13 protein-coding genes are annotated in these 15522 nt (G+C 64.6%); 8 read left to right on the top strand and 5 right to left on the bottom strand.

Annotated features, from left to right (window positions below):
* Nucleotides 1-135: 135 nt before the first annotated feature.
* The 4 genes from MFF13_RS23230 to MFF13_RS23215 all read left to right on the top strand — a co-directional run bounded on the left by MFF13_RS23230 (nucleotide 136) and on the right by MFF13_RS23215 (nucleotide 4558).
* Nucleotides 136-1440, top strand: coding sequence for an MFS transporter (locus MFF13_RS23230; protein ID WP_238273054.1), 1305 nt, complete (start codon nucleotides 136-138; stop codon nucleotides 1438-1440).
* Between the two features lie 34 nt (nucleotides 1441-1474).
* The gene (locus tag MFF13_RS23225; protein WP_238273053.1) at nucleotides 1475-2332 is read left to right on the top strand and encodes a class II aldolase/adducin family protein; all 858 of its coding nucleotides are present in this window, start codon (nucleotides 1475-1477) and stop codon (nucleotides 2330-2332) included.
* Between the two features lie 189 nt (nucleotides 2333-2521).
* Nucleotides 2522-3406, top strand: a complete 885-nt coding sequence (locus MFF13_RS23220; RefSeq protein WP_373322598.1) for an alpha/beta fold hydrolase — start codon at nucleotides 2522-2524, stop codon at nucleotides 3404-3406.
* A 744-nt stretch (nucleotides 3407-4150) separates the two neighbouring features.
* Entirely contained in the window at nucleotides 4151-4558 is a 408-nt protein-coding gene (locus tag MFF13_RS23215; RefSeq protein WP_238273051.1) for a Ros/MucR family transcriptional regulator, read from the top strand.
* A 73-nt stretch (nucleotides 4559-4631) separates the two neighbouring features.
* On the opposite strand, the gene MFF13_RS23210 is transcribed toward MFF13_RS23215, so the two are convergent.
* The 3 genes from MFF13_RS23210 to MFF13_RS23205 all read right to left on the bottom strand — a co-directional run bounded on the left by MFF13_RS23210 (nucleotide 4632) and on the right by MFF13_RS23205 (nucleotide 6502).
* Nucleotides 4632-5066 (bottom strand): hypothetical protein, encoded by a 435-nt coding sequence (locus tag MFF13_RS23210; protein WP_238273050.1) that lies wholly within the window; start codon nucleotides 5064-5066, stop codon nucleotides 4632-4634.
* Between the two features lie 33 nt (nucleotides 5067-5099).
* Nucleotides 5100-5357 (bottom strand): hypothetical protein, encoded by a 258-nt coding sequence (locus MFF13_RS26670; RefSeq protein ID WP_505744302.1) that lies wholly within the window; start codon nucleotides 5355-5357, stop codon nucleotides 5100-5102.
* A gap of 962 nt (nucleotides 5358-6319) precedes the next feature.
* Entirely contained in the window at nucleotides 6320-6502 is a 183-nt protein-coding gene (locus MFF13_RS23205) for a hypothetical protein (RefSeq protein WP_238273049.1), read from the bottom strand.
* A gap of 710 nt (nucleotides 6503-7212) precedes the next feature.
* Here MFF13_RS23205 and MFF13_RS23200 point away from each other — a divergent pair.
* The 4 genes from MFF13_RS23200 to MFF13_RS23185 all read left to right on the top strand — a co-directional run bounded on the left by MFF13_RS23200 (nucleotide 7213) and on the right by MFF13_RS23185 (nucleotide 13442).
* Nucleotides 7213-9972, top strand: a complete 2760-nt coding sequence (locus tag MFF13_RS23200; protein WP_238273048.1) for an autotransporter outer membrane beta-barrel domain-containing protein — start codon at nucleotides 7213-7215, stop codon at nucleotides 9970-9972.
* Between the two features lie 650 nt (nucleotides 9973-10622).
* Nucleotides 10623-11411: an alpha/beta fold hydrolase gene (locus MFF13_RS23195; RefSeq protein WP_238273047.1), complete on the top strand. Its 789-nt coding sequence runs from the start codon at nucleotides 10623-10625 to the stop codon at nucleotides 11409-11411.
* 324 nt (nucleotides 11412-11735) lie between these two features.
* Nucleotides 11736-12818, top strand: coding sequence for a catalase family protein (locus tag MFF13_RS23190; protein ID WP_238273055.1), 1083 nt, complete (start codon nucleotides 11736-11738; stop codon nucleotides 12816-12818).
* 54 nt (nucleotides 12819-12872) lie between these two features.
* The gene (locus MFF13_RS23185) at nucleotides 12873-13442 is read left to right on the top strand and encodes a type 1 glutamine amidotransferase domain-containing protein (protein ID WP_147765288.1); all 570 of its coding nucleotides are present in this window, start codon (nucleotides 12873-12875) and stop codon (nucleotides 13440-13442) included.
* 111 nt (nucleotides 13443-13553) lie between these two features.
* Here the strand turns inward: MFF13_RS23185 and MFF13_RS23180 are convergent, their stop codons facing one another.
* Nucleotides 13554-13967 (bottom strand): ester cyclase, encoded by a 414-nt coding sequence (locus tag MFF13_RS23180; RefSeq protein WP_147765289.1) that lies wholly within the window; start codon nucleotides 13965-13967, stop codon nucleotides 13554-13556.
* Nucleotides 13968-14137: 170 nt separating this feature from the next.
* Nucleotides 14138-15217, bottom strand: coding sequence for a molybdopterin-dependent oxidoreductase (locus MFF13_RS23175; protein ID WP_238273046.1), 1080 nt, complete (start codon nucleotides 15215-15217; stop codon nucleotides 14138-14140).
* Between the last annotated feature and the right edge of the window lie 305 nt (nucleotides 15218-15522).

The following is a 15522-nucleotide window of genomic DNA, read 5'->3' as shown; positions in this document are numbered from 1 at the left end:
TTTTGTCACCGCCCTACACACAATTCACCCATCCAAGAAAATTCCTCGTTTGTCAAAAGTGGCCTGGGCAGGAAAAGTCCGACCGAGACGCCGCTCGACCGGCGACTCGCATAATAATGCCGAGGAGACGCCGCCATGGTACAAGGGGTAGCTACCTTTACGGGACCTGAAATCGACGCGACAGCACGCCTGTACCGAAAGGTCACGTGGCGCCTGATCCCGTTCCTATTCGCTTGCTACGTCGCGGCCTATCTCGACCGCGTCAACGTAGGCTTTGCCAAGCTGCAAATGCTGAACGATCTCAAGTTCACCGAGACCGTCTACGGCCTTGGAGCAGGAATATTCTTTCTGGGATACTTCCTGTTTGAAGTTCCAAGCAACATGATATTGCACAAAGTTGGCGCGCACCTTTGGATCGCACGCGTAATGTTGAGCTGGGCGATCATCTCCGCAGCGATGATGTTCGTGACGACGCCGACCATGTTCTACGTCTTGCGTTTTTTCCTTGGCGTCGCAGAGGCCGGCCTGTTCCCGGGCGTGATCCTCTATCTCACCTATTGGTACCCCGCCGAGAGACGTGGTGCGATCATCGGAATGTTCATGACCGGAATACCCATCGCAGGCCTCATCGGCGGGCCGCTTTCGGGCTGGATCATGAACAACATGGCCGGACTCCATGGCCTGGCCGGATGGCAGTGGATGTTCCTGATCGAGGCGCTGCCGTCCGTCGTGATGGGCTTCATGGTCATCGCCTATCTCGATGACGGCATCGACAAGGCCAAGTGGCTGACCGCTGAGGAAAAGTCGATCCTGGCTCGAAACGTTGCGTCCGACAATGCGAGCGCGACGGGCCATCGCTTTCGCGACGGCTTCACCAGTCCCTGGGTTTGGCTTCTCAGCGGGATCTATTTCTTCTTCATCATGGGACTGTACGGCGTCAGCTTCTGGCTGCCGACGTTCATCAGGGCCGCGGGCGTTTCCGACCCGCTGACCATCGGTGTCTTGACGACCCTTCCTTACGGTGCCGCGGCGGTCGCGATGATCGTTGTCGGACGCATGTCGGACGTGGCGCACGAGCGGCGTTGGCACATCGTGGTGCCCGGCTTGATCGGAGCGCTGGGGTGGCTCGTCAGCATCCAGTTCACCACCAATCTCGTCGTCGCCGAGATCGCCCTGACCATCGCCACGATGGGAGTCCTCGTCACCCTGGCCCAGTTCTGGTGCCTGCCCACGGCCGTCCTGGCCGGCGCGGCGGCCGCCACCGGCATCGCGGTGATCAACTCGGTCGGAAATCTCGCGGGCTTCGTCTCCCCCTACCTGATCGGGTGGATCATCGACCGCACGCAGTCGACCAGCCTCGGGGTCTACACGCTCGCCGCCTGTCTCGCAGTCGGCAGCCTCCTCGCGCTGACGATGCCCAAGCGCCTCGTCAACCGCTGAGCCTTCCCTCACCAACCCAGCAGAGAGAGTGAACATGTTGGACGAACACGACCACGACGTCGCCATCGAGCTCACGCCGGATAGCGTAGGCCGGAAGCGCATCTCGATCTACCAGCCGGAGCAGTCCGGCCTGATCTTCCCCGAGATCCCGGAGTTCAAGAACTTCGAGGAAGAGCGCACCTACCGGAAGCAGCACCTCGTTGCGGCCTGCCGCGCCTTCGCGATGCACGGGTTCGACTACGGCTTCGCCGGCCACCTCACGATCCGCGATCCCGAGCGCCCCGAGCTCTACTGGACCAACCCGATGTGCGTGCACTTCTCGCAGGTGCGGATGTCCAACCTGATCCTGGCGGACCACAAGGGCGACGTGGTCGAGGGCAAGTATGCGATCAACCGCGCCGGGTTCGTGCTTCACGCCGCCGTGCATGACGAGTACCCGGACGTGATGGCGATGTGCCATGCGCACACCGTCTACGGTACCGCGTGGTGCGCCACCGGGCGGCCCCTCGACATGATCAGCCAGGACGCTGCAGCCTTCTACAACAGCCACGCGGTGATCGGCGCCTCCGCCGGTGCGGTCGCGGTCGAGAAGGAGAGCGGCTCGTCCGTGGCCAAGCAGATCGGCCGCAACCGGGGCGTGCTGCACCAGAACCATGGTCTGCTGACGTGCAGCCGCCACAGCATCGATGACGCCGCGTTCTGGTTCATCGCCCTGGAGCGGGCCTGCAAGCAGCAACTCCTCGTCGAAGCGACCGGCATCAAGCCGGAGACCATTTCCGAGAAAACCGCCAAGTACAGCCGCGAACACGTGGGAAGCGACTACATCGGGTGGCTGCATTTCCAGACGCTGTACTCTCACATCGCGGCAACCCAGCCGGACATGTTCGAGTAAGCTTCGAAGATACTGTGAATCAATAATGTGCGGGGCGCGTACGAGCGCCCCGCACGTATGGTTACGCCCGCCATTGCAGGGAAGCATCCCATGTTGACACGAAGAGGCTTCCAGAACTTGCTGGCCGGCTCCACGCTAGGATCGATGATGACTCCCGCTAACGCCCAGCAGGACGGCCAACAGGTCACCATTCTTCGACCCCGTACCGACACGCTTGAGATTGCCTGCGAGGTGCGCGGCCCCGAGGCCGGACCCGCGGTGATTCTCATGCACGGCTTTCCGGACGATGCCCGCGCCTGGGACGTCGTGGCGGCACAACTCGCAACCGCCGGCTGCCGGGTCTACGTGCCGTATCTCCGCGGCTACGGCGCAACGCGTTTCCTTTCCGCGGAGACGCCACGTTCGGGCGAGCAGGCTGCGCTCGGTCACGATCTACTCGGGTTGATGGACGCCCTACGCATCCCGCGTGCGATCCTGGTCGGATACGACTGGGGCGGGCGGGCTGCCTGCGTCGTCGCCGCACTGTGGCCCGAGCGCGTGGCCGGCCTCGTCACCGGCGCCGGCTACAACATCCAAGACATAGCCGCATCCGGACAGCCCGCCGCACCGGCTCTGGAAGTGCGCTTCTGGTATCAATGGTACTTCCAACTTGAGCGCGGCCGTGCAGGCCTCACCCAGAACCGCCGCCCCCTCTGTCGGCAGCTTTGGGAACAGTGGTCGCCGACCTGGAAGTTCGATGACGCCACGTTCAATCGTACCGCAGTGAGCTTCGACAATCCCGATTTCGTCGACGTCTCCATTCATTCGTACCGTCACCGCTACGGCGCGGCGCCCGGTGACCCGGCCGTTGCCGAGATCGAGGCCGGCCTTGCCAAACGACCGACCATCGCGGTGCCCTCCATCACGCTCCAGGGCGAGATGGACGGCGTAACCGTGGCCGAGGGCAGTGCCGGACATGCTCGATACTTCACCGGTCCCTATGATCGGCGGGTCCTGGCCAATGTCGGCCACTTCTTGCCGCACGAAGCCCCGGAGCCGCATGTGCGCGCGGTATTGGAACTCATGGGGCGGTAGTCTGCAGAGGCATGAGGCGCGTGTCAGCTCCGTGTCATCCCACGGATTAATAAGGCTCGCCCATTGGCCGAGTCCGACGGGCGACAGAAGTGGTGCGGACGAACCCAAGTCTGACGCTTGGTGCCCGCGCCGAACGATCGCACCGGTTGGTCGGCGGAGTCCGACTGTCCGCCCAGAAGCGGCCGCTCCGCATCCGACCCAACTCGGCCGTACGAGACGACATCGTCGTCGCCGGAAAGCGGACGTAACCCCCCGCTCTCGCAAACAGCAGAAAATGGCCAAAAGCCTTCTGGTTGGTTTCGCTAGCGCGATGCACCAAGCCTGATTGAGGCTTGACATCTTCACCTACACCTCTGCCGTTCGTGGCAGCAGGCCCCCCAAACCGTTCAGATGGGGCGACAGGCGGAGGCCGTTCACACAACCTTTAATTGCATGCCTGAAGGGCGGGGCCGAGGCTCGCAACGGGTGCCTAAACCGAGGCTTCGATGGGCAAAATGGCAGGGTCTCGCCCTAGTCGGATTCTCATCGCAACCGAATTGAGCCTGTTAATCAATTCTAAGTAGATCGCATCCAACAATCAAATCGCGCAGAAGTTGTATTTCCAGGTTGCTGGCGCATAATCGTCCGACGGCAGGCCGACTTGCCGTGACCGTCCAGGGTGATCGACGACGGAAAATATCCTGCGCCGGGCGACAGCACGTTTGGACACGCACCGACCCGACAGCATTCGGAAGGAGACGAACCGTGCAGACCACGACAGACCCCATCGAGATTGCCGCCAAGATCCTCACCGCCTACATCGCTCGCAACCCTGTACCGGCCACGAGCTTGCCGGACCTGATCCGCACGGTCCATGGCTCGATCACCGACCTGGCGACCTCGCCGAAGCCAGTACTGACGAAGCCGACCGATGCGGAGATCCGCAAGTCGATCTCGCCGGACGCCATCATCAGCTTCGAGGACGGCAAGCCCTACAAGGCGCTGCGCCGGCACCTCACCCAGCGTGGTCTGTCGCCCGAGGCCTACCGCGCCAAGTGGGGCCTCCCGGTGAACTATCCCTTTGTCGCGCCGAGCTACAGCGCGCGCCGCTCCCTGATCTCGCGCACCATCGGGCAGAACCAGCGTCTGCGCTTTCAACAAGCGGCGGAGTGATCCGAAGACCTGCTCGGCGATTCCCGCCGACACCGCGCCGTTCTGTGGTTGGCCGGTGCGGTTTCGGTCGGCTTCACTGGATAAGCTCGGGGCCGGCAATTAGCCCTATGAGGCGGGCAAGTGCCATCAGATCGGCATGTCCAAGTTGCTCGCCGTCTACCAGCCACGAGCCCAGATCGTCGCCGGCCGGCTCCACCTTCCATCCAATCGTGCGGAGAACGTCAGCGGCTTCTTGACAGGGATCGTCACTCACGAAACCTCCGTACATCCTAGCAGGATGGCGGTCCGCACCATCCCCCGCCGAAACTTTTCCGTCCGGTCTGGATCGGCCACCGCCGCGCGCTGGCTTGTACGCTTTCACAGAGGCTGCAGGGTCCATCGTGTGGCCGCTGGCGAACCGGAACAGGTTCACTGTCGCGTCCTTCATGAACACGTCCACGGCAGCGTTCACCTCGTCATCGGTGACGATTTTGGCCTTGAGCAGGTCGCTGGTGATCGTGGTGCTCATTGCCACTGCTCCGAAGACGCCTTCATTACGAGGCTACTCTACCGCTTCTGGATGCAGCGAAGGTATGCCGCAATAAGCCTTGGAAATCAGCGGGCATCCATCGTGGTTTCGACGATGCACGAGCACTCGCTTGCCGAGCGCAGTGTATGAACCAGAAACTGCAACACGGCCGTGGCAGGCCGGACAGCGCTTTCCCGCTTTAACGTATATCCCCTGTGCCTCGATGAGGCTGATAAGCTTCCAGGCACCATCGACCTGCACTTCGCAGTGGTTCGCATCCGGTTTTGTCATAGCCTGACGTGGCATGCCGGCACTTACTCAGCCAGTGCGCAGCGGCCACGGTCCGTAGAAGCTCGTGTCTGCGTAAGCGCTCGTACGACGCCGCCAGGTTCGCTCAGAGGCACCGTCTGAGTGCGGACGCCTCGGAACCGACGCCACATATCAAACGCGAGCCTGCGTATTCTCCGACGCGCGAATGCGGCGCCATGCCCTTGCGGTTGTGTCAATAAATGTAATTCTATCTCTGGTTGCACTCTAGGTGGAACAGGGATTTGCTTCATGCCCTACATGTCTGCAACGTTGAGCGAAACGAAACGGCTTGATTTCTCGGTCCCGCTGCTAATCGTGGCAGTGATCCCATACTACGCTTTGTGCGCTGTCTTCGTCACATGTTCATTGCCATTTCTTTTGTTGTCAGTGCCGGCTGATTTCATACTAAAGGATAAGCCAAAAACACACGGTGATGTTGTTGTTTTTCTTATGGAGTTATCAATTACGAGTACGATTGTTACTCCGTCAATATTAATATATAATCATCTAGCATAACGCCATGTTTCAAGCTGCGGAATTTTTCCCGGATTCAACGTCGGAGTTCCTGCGAGAGTAACTTCAACTGTGCACGGCGCCCGGGTCATGGACGTCATTCAGTATGTTGCGGCGATCATGGAGACCGCGGAGCAGCTGAGATCGGCCGCGCACCGCACGCAGCGCTGGCTTACGGCATTTCTAGACCGTCGCGCCTTTTGCCAGTGGTCTGCTCCAAGATAGGAGCGCCCAAAGCGTCGCCGCGTCGCAGTGCAGCATCGAATTTCGTTGCCACCTAAGTAATTCCTAGCCACTAGTTCTTAATTAAAACCAGGGAGGGTGCAGAAATGAACTTTGTGTTTAGCGCTCCGATCCTGCTCTGTGCATGCTGGCTTGCCGGCACTGTCGAGTTCGCGATCTGGTGCCACCAAGCGCCTGGGCATGAGCCATCAGGCGAATAGCTCTATCAACTTCATCAGAGCCCACCAAGCTGCATAGCCCCACAGAGCGATAGTGACGATCAGGAGAGTCAAAAGCAGCGCAAATGCTGCCCACGTCGTCAGGCTTGTGCGCAGGCGCTCAAGCCATCCGGTCTGATCCGTTTCGACCGAACCGTCGAATTCCGAATTCATCAAGTCTACCATTAGCGAGCGGCACCATACTGCGAAGATTATACGCTTTGCTGATCTAAACGCCTGACTGATCGAAACTGTTCATACAGCGCAAACTACGCAGGAGCGCGCAGCATTCAATGTTGAACGGCTGGTGGCTGATGTGGTCGGTCAAGCCGTGGCCTCCTGTTCGGTCCCCGACAGACTCAGGAAACCTCAGGGGCGGGCGTCCGGGTTTGATGTCAGGCCTCGCACCGCCTCAGGCGCCTTGATCCGAGCTATCTCCTCCGCCAGGGCCCTCAACCCGAAGCCGCTTCCGTAGCTCCGCCCAACACTACCGCTGCCCGTGTGGCCGGCAAGCGCGTCATGCACTTCAAGTCTGCTTCATCTTCGTTCCTCGGGGGCTACGATGGACCGGCCATCCTCCGTTCGTGAGGACCCTCAATCTATCCCACAGGTGCTGACATGGGACAGCCGCTGCCGGCTAGGCGAAGGTAAGGACGGCGCTCGCGGCCCCTCAGGCACCTACACACGGCTTGGCAACCGCGGCACTGATATCGATTTAAGGAAAACAACCCACGATTGTATTTTTTCAACATGGTTGAGGTTGCGTTAATCGTTTCGCCGCCAACTGGAATTCGTCTTCACCGCGTCGTCGTGCCGTCACACTCGGCACCCGGCCGGCGGCCATGCGGCCGCCGGACCGTCTCTCCGCGCCTTCGGATGGCCGCATGTCGCACGCCAGTTCCTGCCCGCCACGAAGCCGCCTACTCGCGACGACCGCCTTGCTGCCGCTGATACTCGGCATGGCGGCGATGACAGTGCCGGTGGGTCCGGCGCATGCCGCCTGCGCGGCGACCACGACAGGTCTCGCCTGCGACGGGCCGGACGACGTGACTCTGGCGACCTCGGTCGGCGGCTCTGGTGGCCTGTCGAAGGCTGGCACGGGCAGCGTCACGCTCTCAGCCGCCAATACTTATGCCGGCGGCACCAGCCTCACTGCCGGGACGCTGACGACGACGGGGGCCGGGACGCTCGGTGTGCCCGACGCAGCGCTGGTGGTCTCGGGCGGACGACTCGACCTCGGCGGCACGACGCAAAACGTCGGGCTGGTCCGGCTCACCGGCGGCACCATTGCCGACGGGACGCTGCGCGGCTCGGTCTACGACGTGCAATCCGGCAGTATCGATGCCGCGCTGACCGGCCCCGGCCCTCTCGTGAAGTCCGGCGCTGGCACGGTAACGCTGTCGGGCGCCAACACCTACTCAGGCGGTACCCGCGTCGATGGCGGCACGCTGCAACTGACCTCGACCGGACGCCTCGGCGCCGCGGACGCCGCCCTTGTGGTCGGCGGCGGAACGCTCGACCTCGGCGGCACCAGCGCGAGCGCCGGCCCGGTGGTGCTCACCGCCGGTACCATCCGCAACGGCACCCTGCGCGGCGCAATCTACGGGCTTCAGGCCGGCACCGTCGATGCGGTCTTGTCGGGGTCCGGCTCCCTTGCCAAAAGCGGCGATGGCACCGTGCTTCTCACCCAAGCGAACAGCTATTCCGGCGCCACCACGGTCACCAACGGGATCCTGCGGGCCGGGATCGCCGGCGCTCTCCCCGCGGGCACGACACTGATCGTCGCCGGGGCCGGAAGCCTCGACCTCGCCGGCACCAACCAGAGCGTTGCCGCGCTCAACGGCGACGGCCGGGTTTCACTCGGCGGCGCCACCTTCACCGTGGGCTCGAATGGCGGCAATGCGCTGTTCTCCGGCACCATCGACGGCACCGGCGCGCTGGTGAAGGCCGGCGCCGGGCGGCTCGATCTCACCGGCAACAGCCCCTTTGCCGGCAGCGTGACGGTGGCGGAGGGGCACTTGCGGGTCGGCGGCAACCTCGGCGCGGCCGACGTTTCCGTCGCCTCTGGCGCGATCATCGAGGGTACCGGCACGCTCGGCGGCCTCAACATCCGAAGTGGTGGCCGCGTGGCTCCCGGCTACGATGCGATTGGTACGCTGTCGGCTAACGGCAACGTCCTGTTCGAGGCGGCCTCGACCTACCAGGTGAAGGCGGACGCCGCCGGTCACAGCGACCGGATTGTGGCGGGCGGCATCGCGTCGTTGCGGGGCGGCCTCGTCGACGTTCAGGCGCAGGCCGGCACCTACCGCGCAAACACCACTTACACGATCCTCGACGCCGCGGGCGGCGTGCAGGGGCGGTTCGCCGGCGTGACCGCGAACTTCGCCTTCCTGACGCCGTCGCTGACTTATGCGAACGATACCGTGCAGTTATATCTCGCCCGCAACGACCTCGGCTTCGACACCGCCGGCGCGACCTTCAACGGCGTCGGCGCCGGCCGGCGCGCGCAGTCGCTCGGCGCCGGCAACGCCGTCTACGACGCGGTCGGTCCACTCTCCACCGCACAGGCCCGGCAGGCCTTCGACGCGCTCTCGGGCGAGGTCCACGCCAGCGCGGTTACAGCCCTCGTCGAGGCCGGCGGACTAGTGCGCGAGGCGATTCTCGACAGGATGCGCTGGGCGGACGGCGCCGGCCTTACCTGCACGCCGGCCGGCTCCGGCCTGCCGGCCGAGCGCGCGCCGGTCGCCCGGGTACCGCTGAACTCCGTACCCGAATGCGGCACCGGCCTCGGACCCGGCAGCCTCGACCAGCGGGTCGTCGGCCTTTGGGGCCAGGGCTTCGGCAGCTTTGGCCGCTCCGCCTCGGACGGCAACGCCGCCGCCCTCGGGCGCAACACCGCGGGCCTAGTCGTTGGCGGCGACGTGGCGGCGAGCGACATGATCCGCGTCGGTGCAGCAGCCGGCTACACCGACACCGCGCTCGAAGTGCCGCTGCGACTGTCGAGCGGCAACGTCCAGACCGGGTTCGGGTCGGTCTATGCCGGGATCGGGCTGGGCGCGTTCGACCTGCGGATCGGCGGCCTTTACGGCGTCAGCGACACCGAGACCCGGCGCGACGTCGCCTTCGCCGGCTTCCGCGACAACACTCACGCCGCCTACGGCGGCAGCGTCGCGCAGGCGTTCGGTGAGGTCGGCTACCGCATGGATCTCGCCGGCCTGACGCTGGAGCCCTTCGCCGGCGGCGCGATGATCCGCGTCGGCCAGGACGCCTTCTCGGAATTGGGCGGCGCGGCGGCACTGGCCGGCGCGGCACGCGACACCACCGTGACGACCGCCACGGCGGGCGTGCGGGCGGAGGCGCGGATCGACGGCTTCGTCGGCGGCTTGCCGATCCTGCTGCGCGGGCTCGTCGGCTATCGCGGCGCCTTCGGTGATGTGACGCCAACCGCACTTCTAGCCTTCAACACGGGTGGCGTTTCGGCGCTGACCCGCGGCGCGCCGGTCGATCGCAGCGCCGTGGTGATGGAGGCCGGTCTTAGTTGGATCGTTCTGCCTTACATGACCGTCGGCCTATCCTACGCCGGGCAAATCGGCAGCCGCGCGCAGGACCACGGGGCGAAGGGCAACGTCACCTACCGCTTCTAACGGCGCCACTACGCAACGAGGTCGGCTCAGGACGCCGCGATCCAGAAGGTGGACTTCTTAAGTATCACCTTTAGCCTGAACATGTCCTACGCCAGTAACACGAGGCCGAGCTGCAACACCCGCACTGCCAAAAAACAGGCTCTAGAGGGTCCGGCGGCGACGTCTGCTTCTGTCAGTTGCTGCTCCGAAGTGGACCAGCTTCAATCCACCCAACCTGTTCATAGAGCGGACGGACGGCTCCCGACCCAACGCAGTCATTCACGCGAGGCCGTGCGGATCCCGAAAACGGACGTATGGATTGTGCGGACGTGGCAATGATGTCCGGAAGGCCACGCGCCGCATTCCAACGTTCGTAGCGGCACCCGGGACGTACCGTTCGTCGCGTCCGAAGGTAGACGACGATGGGAGGGGCGCTGACCTTCCCACGAGGGGAAGCACCATCTGTGATGTCTCACACCGGTGACATCCGGCGCTTCCAAAACTGCGAAGCCGGATCGGCCCCGCACCGTAGCAGACTATCAGACCGGCGACCTTGCCCAGAAGCGTCCGATATGAGTGGCCCATGGACCTGACGGAGACGTCCGGCCTGACGAAATCTGCGACGGACCACTGTTCGGATTGCAGCGCAAATATTGAAGGACAATGCCATCATGTCCCTACATTTTGAACGCCTCGGCACGGGCCGGCCGCTGCTTATGGTCCATGGGCTCGGGTCCAATCTCCGCACCTGGGATCCGCTCCTGCCCGCATTGCGCGACTTGCGCGAACTGATTTTGGTCGACTTGCCGGGACATGGCAGGTCGGCCCCGCTCGCCGGTCGGCAGACGATGGAGGCCCACGCGGACGCCCTCGCCGGCTTCGTGACATCTCAAGGCCTGACGACAGCGGACCTTGTCGGCAGTTCGGTGGGAGGCCGGCTGGTGCTGGAGCTGGCGCGGCGGGGCATCGGTCGGCACTGCGTAGCGCTTGATCCTGGCGGCTTCTGGCGTGGGTGGGAAACGCGCTGGCTCCACTGGACGCTCGCGGCATCGATACGCTTGGTGCGGTTGCTGCAGCCCTTCCATCCCGGCCTGTCGCGCCACGCCGTCACCCGTACGCTGCTACTGGCCCAACTGTCGGCCCGTCCGTGGGCGCTGCCACCGCAGCTTGTCGTAGGGGAGTTGCAGAGTCTGGCGGCCACACCGGTGTTCGATGCGATGCTGCGTGAGCTGGCACACGGGCCGTTGCAGCAGGGTTCGGCAACGACCCCCGGCTTTGTTGCCATAGGCTGGGGCCGCCAGGACCACCTGCTGCTGCCGCGCCAGGCTGCACGCGCCCAGGTATCATTCCCGTCGGCCCATCTGCACTGGTTCGAGCACTGCGGCCACTTCCCGCACTGGGATCAGCCTGCCGAGACGGTGCGGGTAATCCTTGAAACGGTTGGTAAGGATGCGCCTTAAATTGCTCGTCGAACAACCGAGCCCACGGTCATCCAAGGGTCGTCGAACATAGCGGCTAAGCTTGCCTCCTCCGCTCAGCAACTGGTCCATGGTCCAACTGCTTTTGCCGCCGAGACGAAGCAGCGCTTCGAGGCCAACTTATAGCGCAGCTGAACTCAGGCGGACTTTACACGGACACGAATTCATCATGGGTCGGGAACGGCGCGCAGCCCCCCGATGTTCGAAACAGGATTCCCTTTTCGACTCGATACGTCGAACCCCGCGTCCGCTGCGCTCTCCCCTGCCGCGGTCCGCTTCAGTTCCCTGATCACCGGGAGGAAAATCCTGACCTACCTTCGATACGCGCCCGACATTGAGCGGCCCGCGCCGGACGAGCAGAAGACGATTGACGGAATCATCCAAGGCATGACGCAGCAATCGGAGACGGTCGAGGCACGCGAGCACCATGCCGTGCGTGCCAGCCATGCCAAAAGCTCGGCCTGCGTGACGGGCGAGTTGACGATTTCCGCCGGCCTGCCACCCGAACTGGCGCAGGGGTTGTTCGCCACGCCCGGCACCCACCCTGTGGCGGTTCGTTTCGCTCAAGGACCAGGCGAGACCTTGGGTGACCGGGTGTCGACCCACCGCGGCATGTCCATCAAGGTTTTTGACGTTCCGGGAAAGAAGCTACCCGGCCATTCCGTCGACACCCAGGATTTCGTGCTGGCGACCGGGACCACCTTCCCGTCCGGCACGGCGGCGGGCTTCCTGCGCGACGGCACGGTCATCGGCAAGTCGACCGGCCTGCCGGAGGGGGTGAAGAGCGCGGTGTCGTCGACCATGCGCAACATCAACAAGGCGCTCCATGCCTTCGGCACCGAGAGCGCGTTCGCCGACTTCTTCGGGCACCCCTACAGCCATCCGCTTGCCGACAGTTACTTCAGCCAGGCGCCGGTACGCTTCGGTGATTACGTGGCCAAGCTCGGGGCCGTGCCCGCGACCGAGGCGCAGCGCGCGCTGTCCGAGTGGCAGTTGGACCCGAACCAAGACGAGGACGGTTTCCGGCACGCCACGGTCGCCTTCCTCAGGGACATCGAGGTGGTGTTCGAGTTGAAGGCGCAGCTCTGGGCCGATGCCGAGCGGCAGCCCATCGAGGACGCCTCGGTCGACTGGCCGGTCTCGGTCAGCCCGTACCGGACGGTGGCGACGCTCCGCCTGCCGCGCCAGGACGCCTACTCGCCGGACCGGGTGCGCTACTTCGACGAGGTCATGACCTTCCGCCCGGCGCACAGCCTCGCGGCGCATCGACCGCTCGGTTCGGTGATGCGGGCGCGGCTACAGGTCTACCGCGCGCTGAGCGATTTCCGCCACCGCGAGAACGGCGTGGCGGCCGAAGACACCGCCGGCATCGACCGCATCCCGGCGTGAGGAACGGCGCAAGCCGCGCCTCTGATGAAGCCCAACACCCAGAAGGATGATGAGATGAGCTTACAGGGCAAGAAGATCGCGATCCTGATCGCACCGCGCGGCACCGAGGAGCCCGAGTTCGCCAAGCCCCATGAGGCGGTGAAGCAGGCCGGGGCGACCGTGACGGTCATCGGTTTGGAGGCCGGCGAGGCCGAGACGGTCAACAACGACCTCGATCCCGCCGGCCGCTACAAGGTGGACAGAACCATCGATGAGGCGTCGGCCACGGACTACGACGGGCTCGTCATCCCCGGCGGATGCGTCGGCGCCGACAAGCTCCGGGCGAGCAAGGATGTCGTGGCGTTCGTCCGGGACTTCTTCGCCGCGGGCAAGCCGGTCGGGGTCATCTGCCACGGGCCGTGGACCCTGATCGAGGCCGACGTCGTGAAGGGACGGACGCTGACCTCCTACCCCACCGTACGGCGGGACATCGAGAACGCCGGTGGCACCTGGGTCGACGAGGAGGTCGTCTGCGACAAGGGGCTTGTCACCAGCCGCACGCCCAAGGACCTGCCGGCCTTCTGCGCCAAGATCGTCGAGGAGTTCGCGGAGGGCCGCCATCCCGATCAGGCTCGGAGCGCCTGAGGAGTCGGGAAGCCGACGATTAGCTCTTGAGAGCCTGGGGCGGCCCATAAGTCGCCCCGGGTCATGTCTTGGAGACGTCCCGCGGCCGGGACGCCTTGGCGGATGTCTCCATCAACCCTTGATGGCGCCGATCTGCTTCAGGATGCCGAGCTCGTCGGACGAGCCCCACCTTTCGACCATCTTGCCGTCGACGAAGCGACCGATCTGCATGCCGCGGACCTTGACGGCCTTCCCGGTCGGCTTGTGGCCGTTGAAGTCTCCCTGGTGCGTGCCGGTGAGCGTGTAGGCGAAGGCGACGCTGTCACCGTCCGCGACGAGCTTCTTCACCTCGACCTGCATGTCGGGGAACGCGGTGCGGAGTTCGGTGAAGAAGGCCTGGTATCCCTCGGGACCCATGTGCTGGCCCGGCGCCGGGTCGTGGTCGTGGCAGTCCGGTGCGACGACCTCGGGGAAGGCGTCGAAATGGCCGCTGTTGACGAGTTCGCCGAATTTCTCGGTCGCCTGGATGCTGGTCTCGCGGGACATGATGTTCCTTGGGGCTCGGGGCTGGCGAAGGCGCGCCCAGCGCCTCGACGCACGGGAAACTCCCGCCACCGTGGGACGTTGCGGCGCCATGCACGACAGGATCGGGATGACCGCCAGGCATGACGTCGTCCATGAGGGTGGCGGTAGCCGACATGCCAGGCCGTCCGTCCCTAGGTGACGTTCACTCGCACCCGATGCCAGCAGGCGCATAGGTAGCCCTTATGGTTCCAGGTCTCGTCCGGCAGTGCCGGCTGCGTCTGGCCCGCTTCGTCCCAGGCGCGCACGGCGAGCTCATGCTCGCCCGGAGGCAGGTCGAGGCTCGTGCTCCAGAACGTCCATGCGAACGGAGCGTCGGCCTCGTGTTCGAGCTCGGCCTGCACCCAGGATCGGCCCCCGTTCCCGGAGACGTCGACGCGTACGACGGCCCGATCCCCGCTCACCGCGTAGCCGCGGATCCTGTTGCTCCCCGATTTGAGCGCGGCCCCAGACCCGGGCTCGCAGATCGCGGCGTTCAACGGCATCGTATCGATGGTGTGGCCATTGGCCGGATCGGCAGTCTCGGCGGTCACGTCGGCCGGGTACAGCTTGTAGTCGCCGGCCTGGATCGGGTTGTCAGATGGATGGTCCTGGACGGTCAAACGCCGGAGCCACTTGGGGCTGCGCACGCCGGCGAAGCCCGGCACCACCGCGCGTACCGGAAAGCCGTGCTCCGGGAGCAAGGCTTCGCCGTTCATGGCGTAGGCCAGCAAGGTCTCGGTCGCCATCGCCTTCGCGAGCGGGATCGAGGCGCCGTAGGGATGGCCTTCCACCATGTCGTGGCTCTCGAAGGCGACATGGAGACCCACGCGCTCGTCTACCCCCGCATCGCGTAGGACGTCGCCGAGCCGCACCCCGGTCCATTCGGCGGTGCCGATGGCTCCGGCGTCCCACGGGTCGCCCGACACCGGGGCGACCATCCGCATGTCGGCGCGGCGATTGCCGGCGCACTGCATCGTGGCCGTGACCATGGCTACCGGATAGCGGGTCCGTAGATCGGATAGCGACAACTCAAGCGTGGTGCCGGTCCCGCCATCGACGGTGAGGCGCCAGGTTGCCGCGTCGAGGTCCGGTAGGTTGCCGTGCGAGCGGACGTAGAAGTCCTCCGCCGGTGTTCGGTAGGAGGCCCGCAATCGGTCGAGGGGCGGTTCGGCGTTGTAGGGCTGGTCGCCGTGGACGATCAGACGTGCCTTGCGCTTGGTCATGCTCGACATCGGCGCTCCTGCGTAGGTGGGCTCACGGCAGTGAACGCGCTGGGGGCCGTAAGGGTCATTCGGCGGCCCAGGGAACCGCCCTAGACGCGATCCTTACCCCGGCTTCGACGGTGAGAATTCGAACGTGGGCCGCAATCGTCGATGCACGTGGACGGGCGGTACGGCCCCCCCTGGAGGAGGCAGACTTCTCAGGCAGGGGGAACAGCCTCCGTTTGGAACGGTTGTTAACTCAGGTTTGGGACTCAGTCGGGGTCCGAAATCGACCGAATATCAGTCGCGGTGCCGCTACTCCCGACGCCCCATTA

The organism is Methylobacterium cerastii (assembly GCF_022179125.1).
In the GTDB taxonomy this organism is placed as follows: Bacteria; Pseudomonadota; Alphaproteobacteria; order Rhizobiales; family Beijerinckiaceae; genus Methylobacterium; species Methylobacterium cerastii.
The sequence above is the reverse complement of the archived record's forward strand: the minus strand, read 5'-3'. Positions and strand labels throughout refer to the sequence as shown.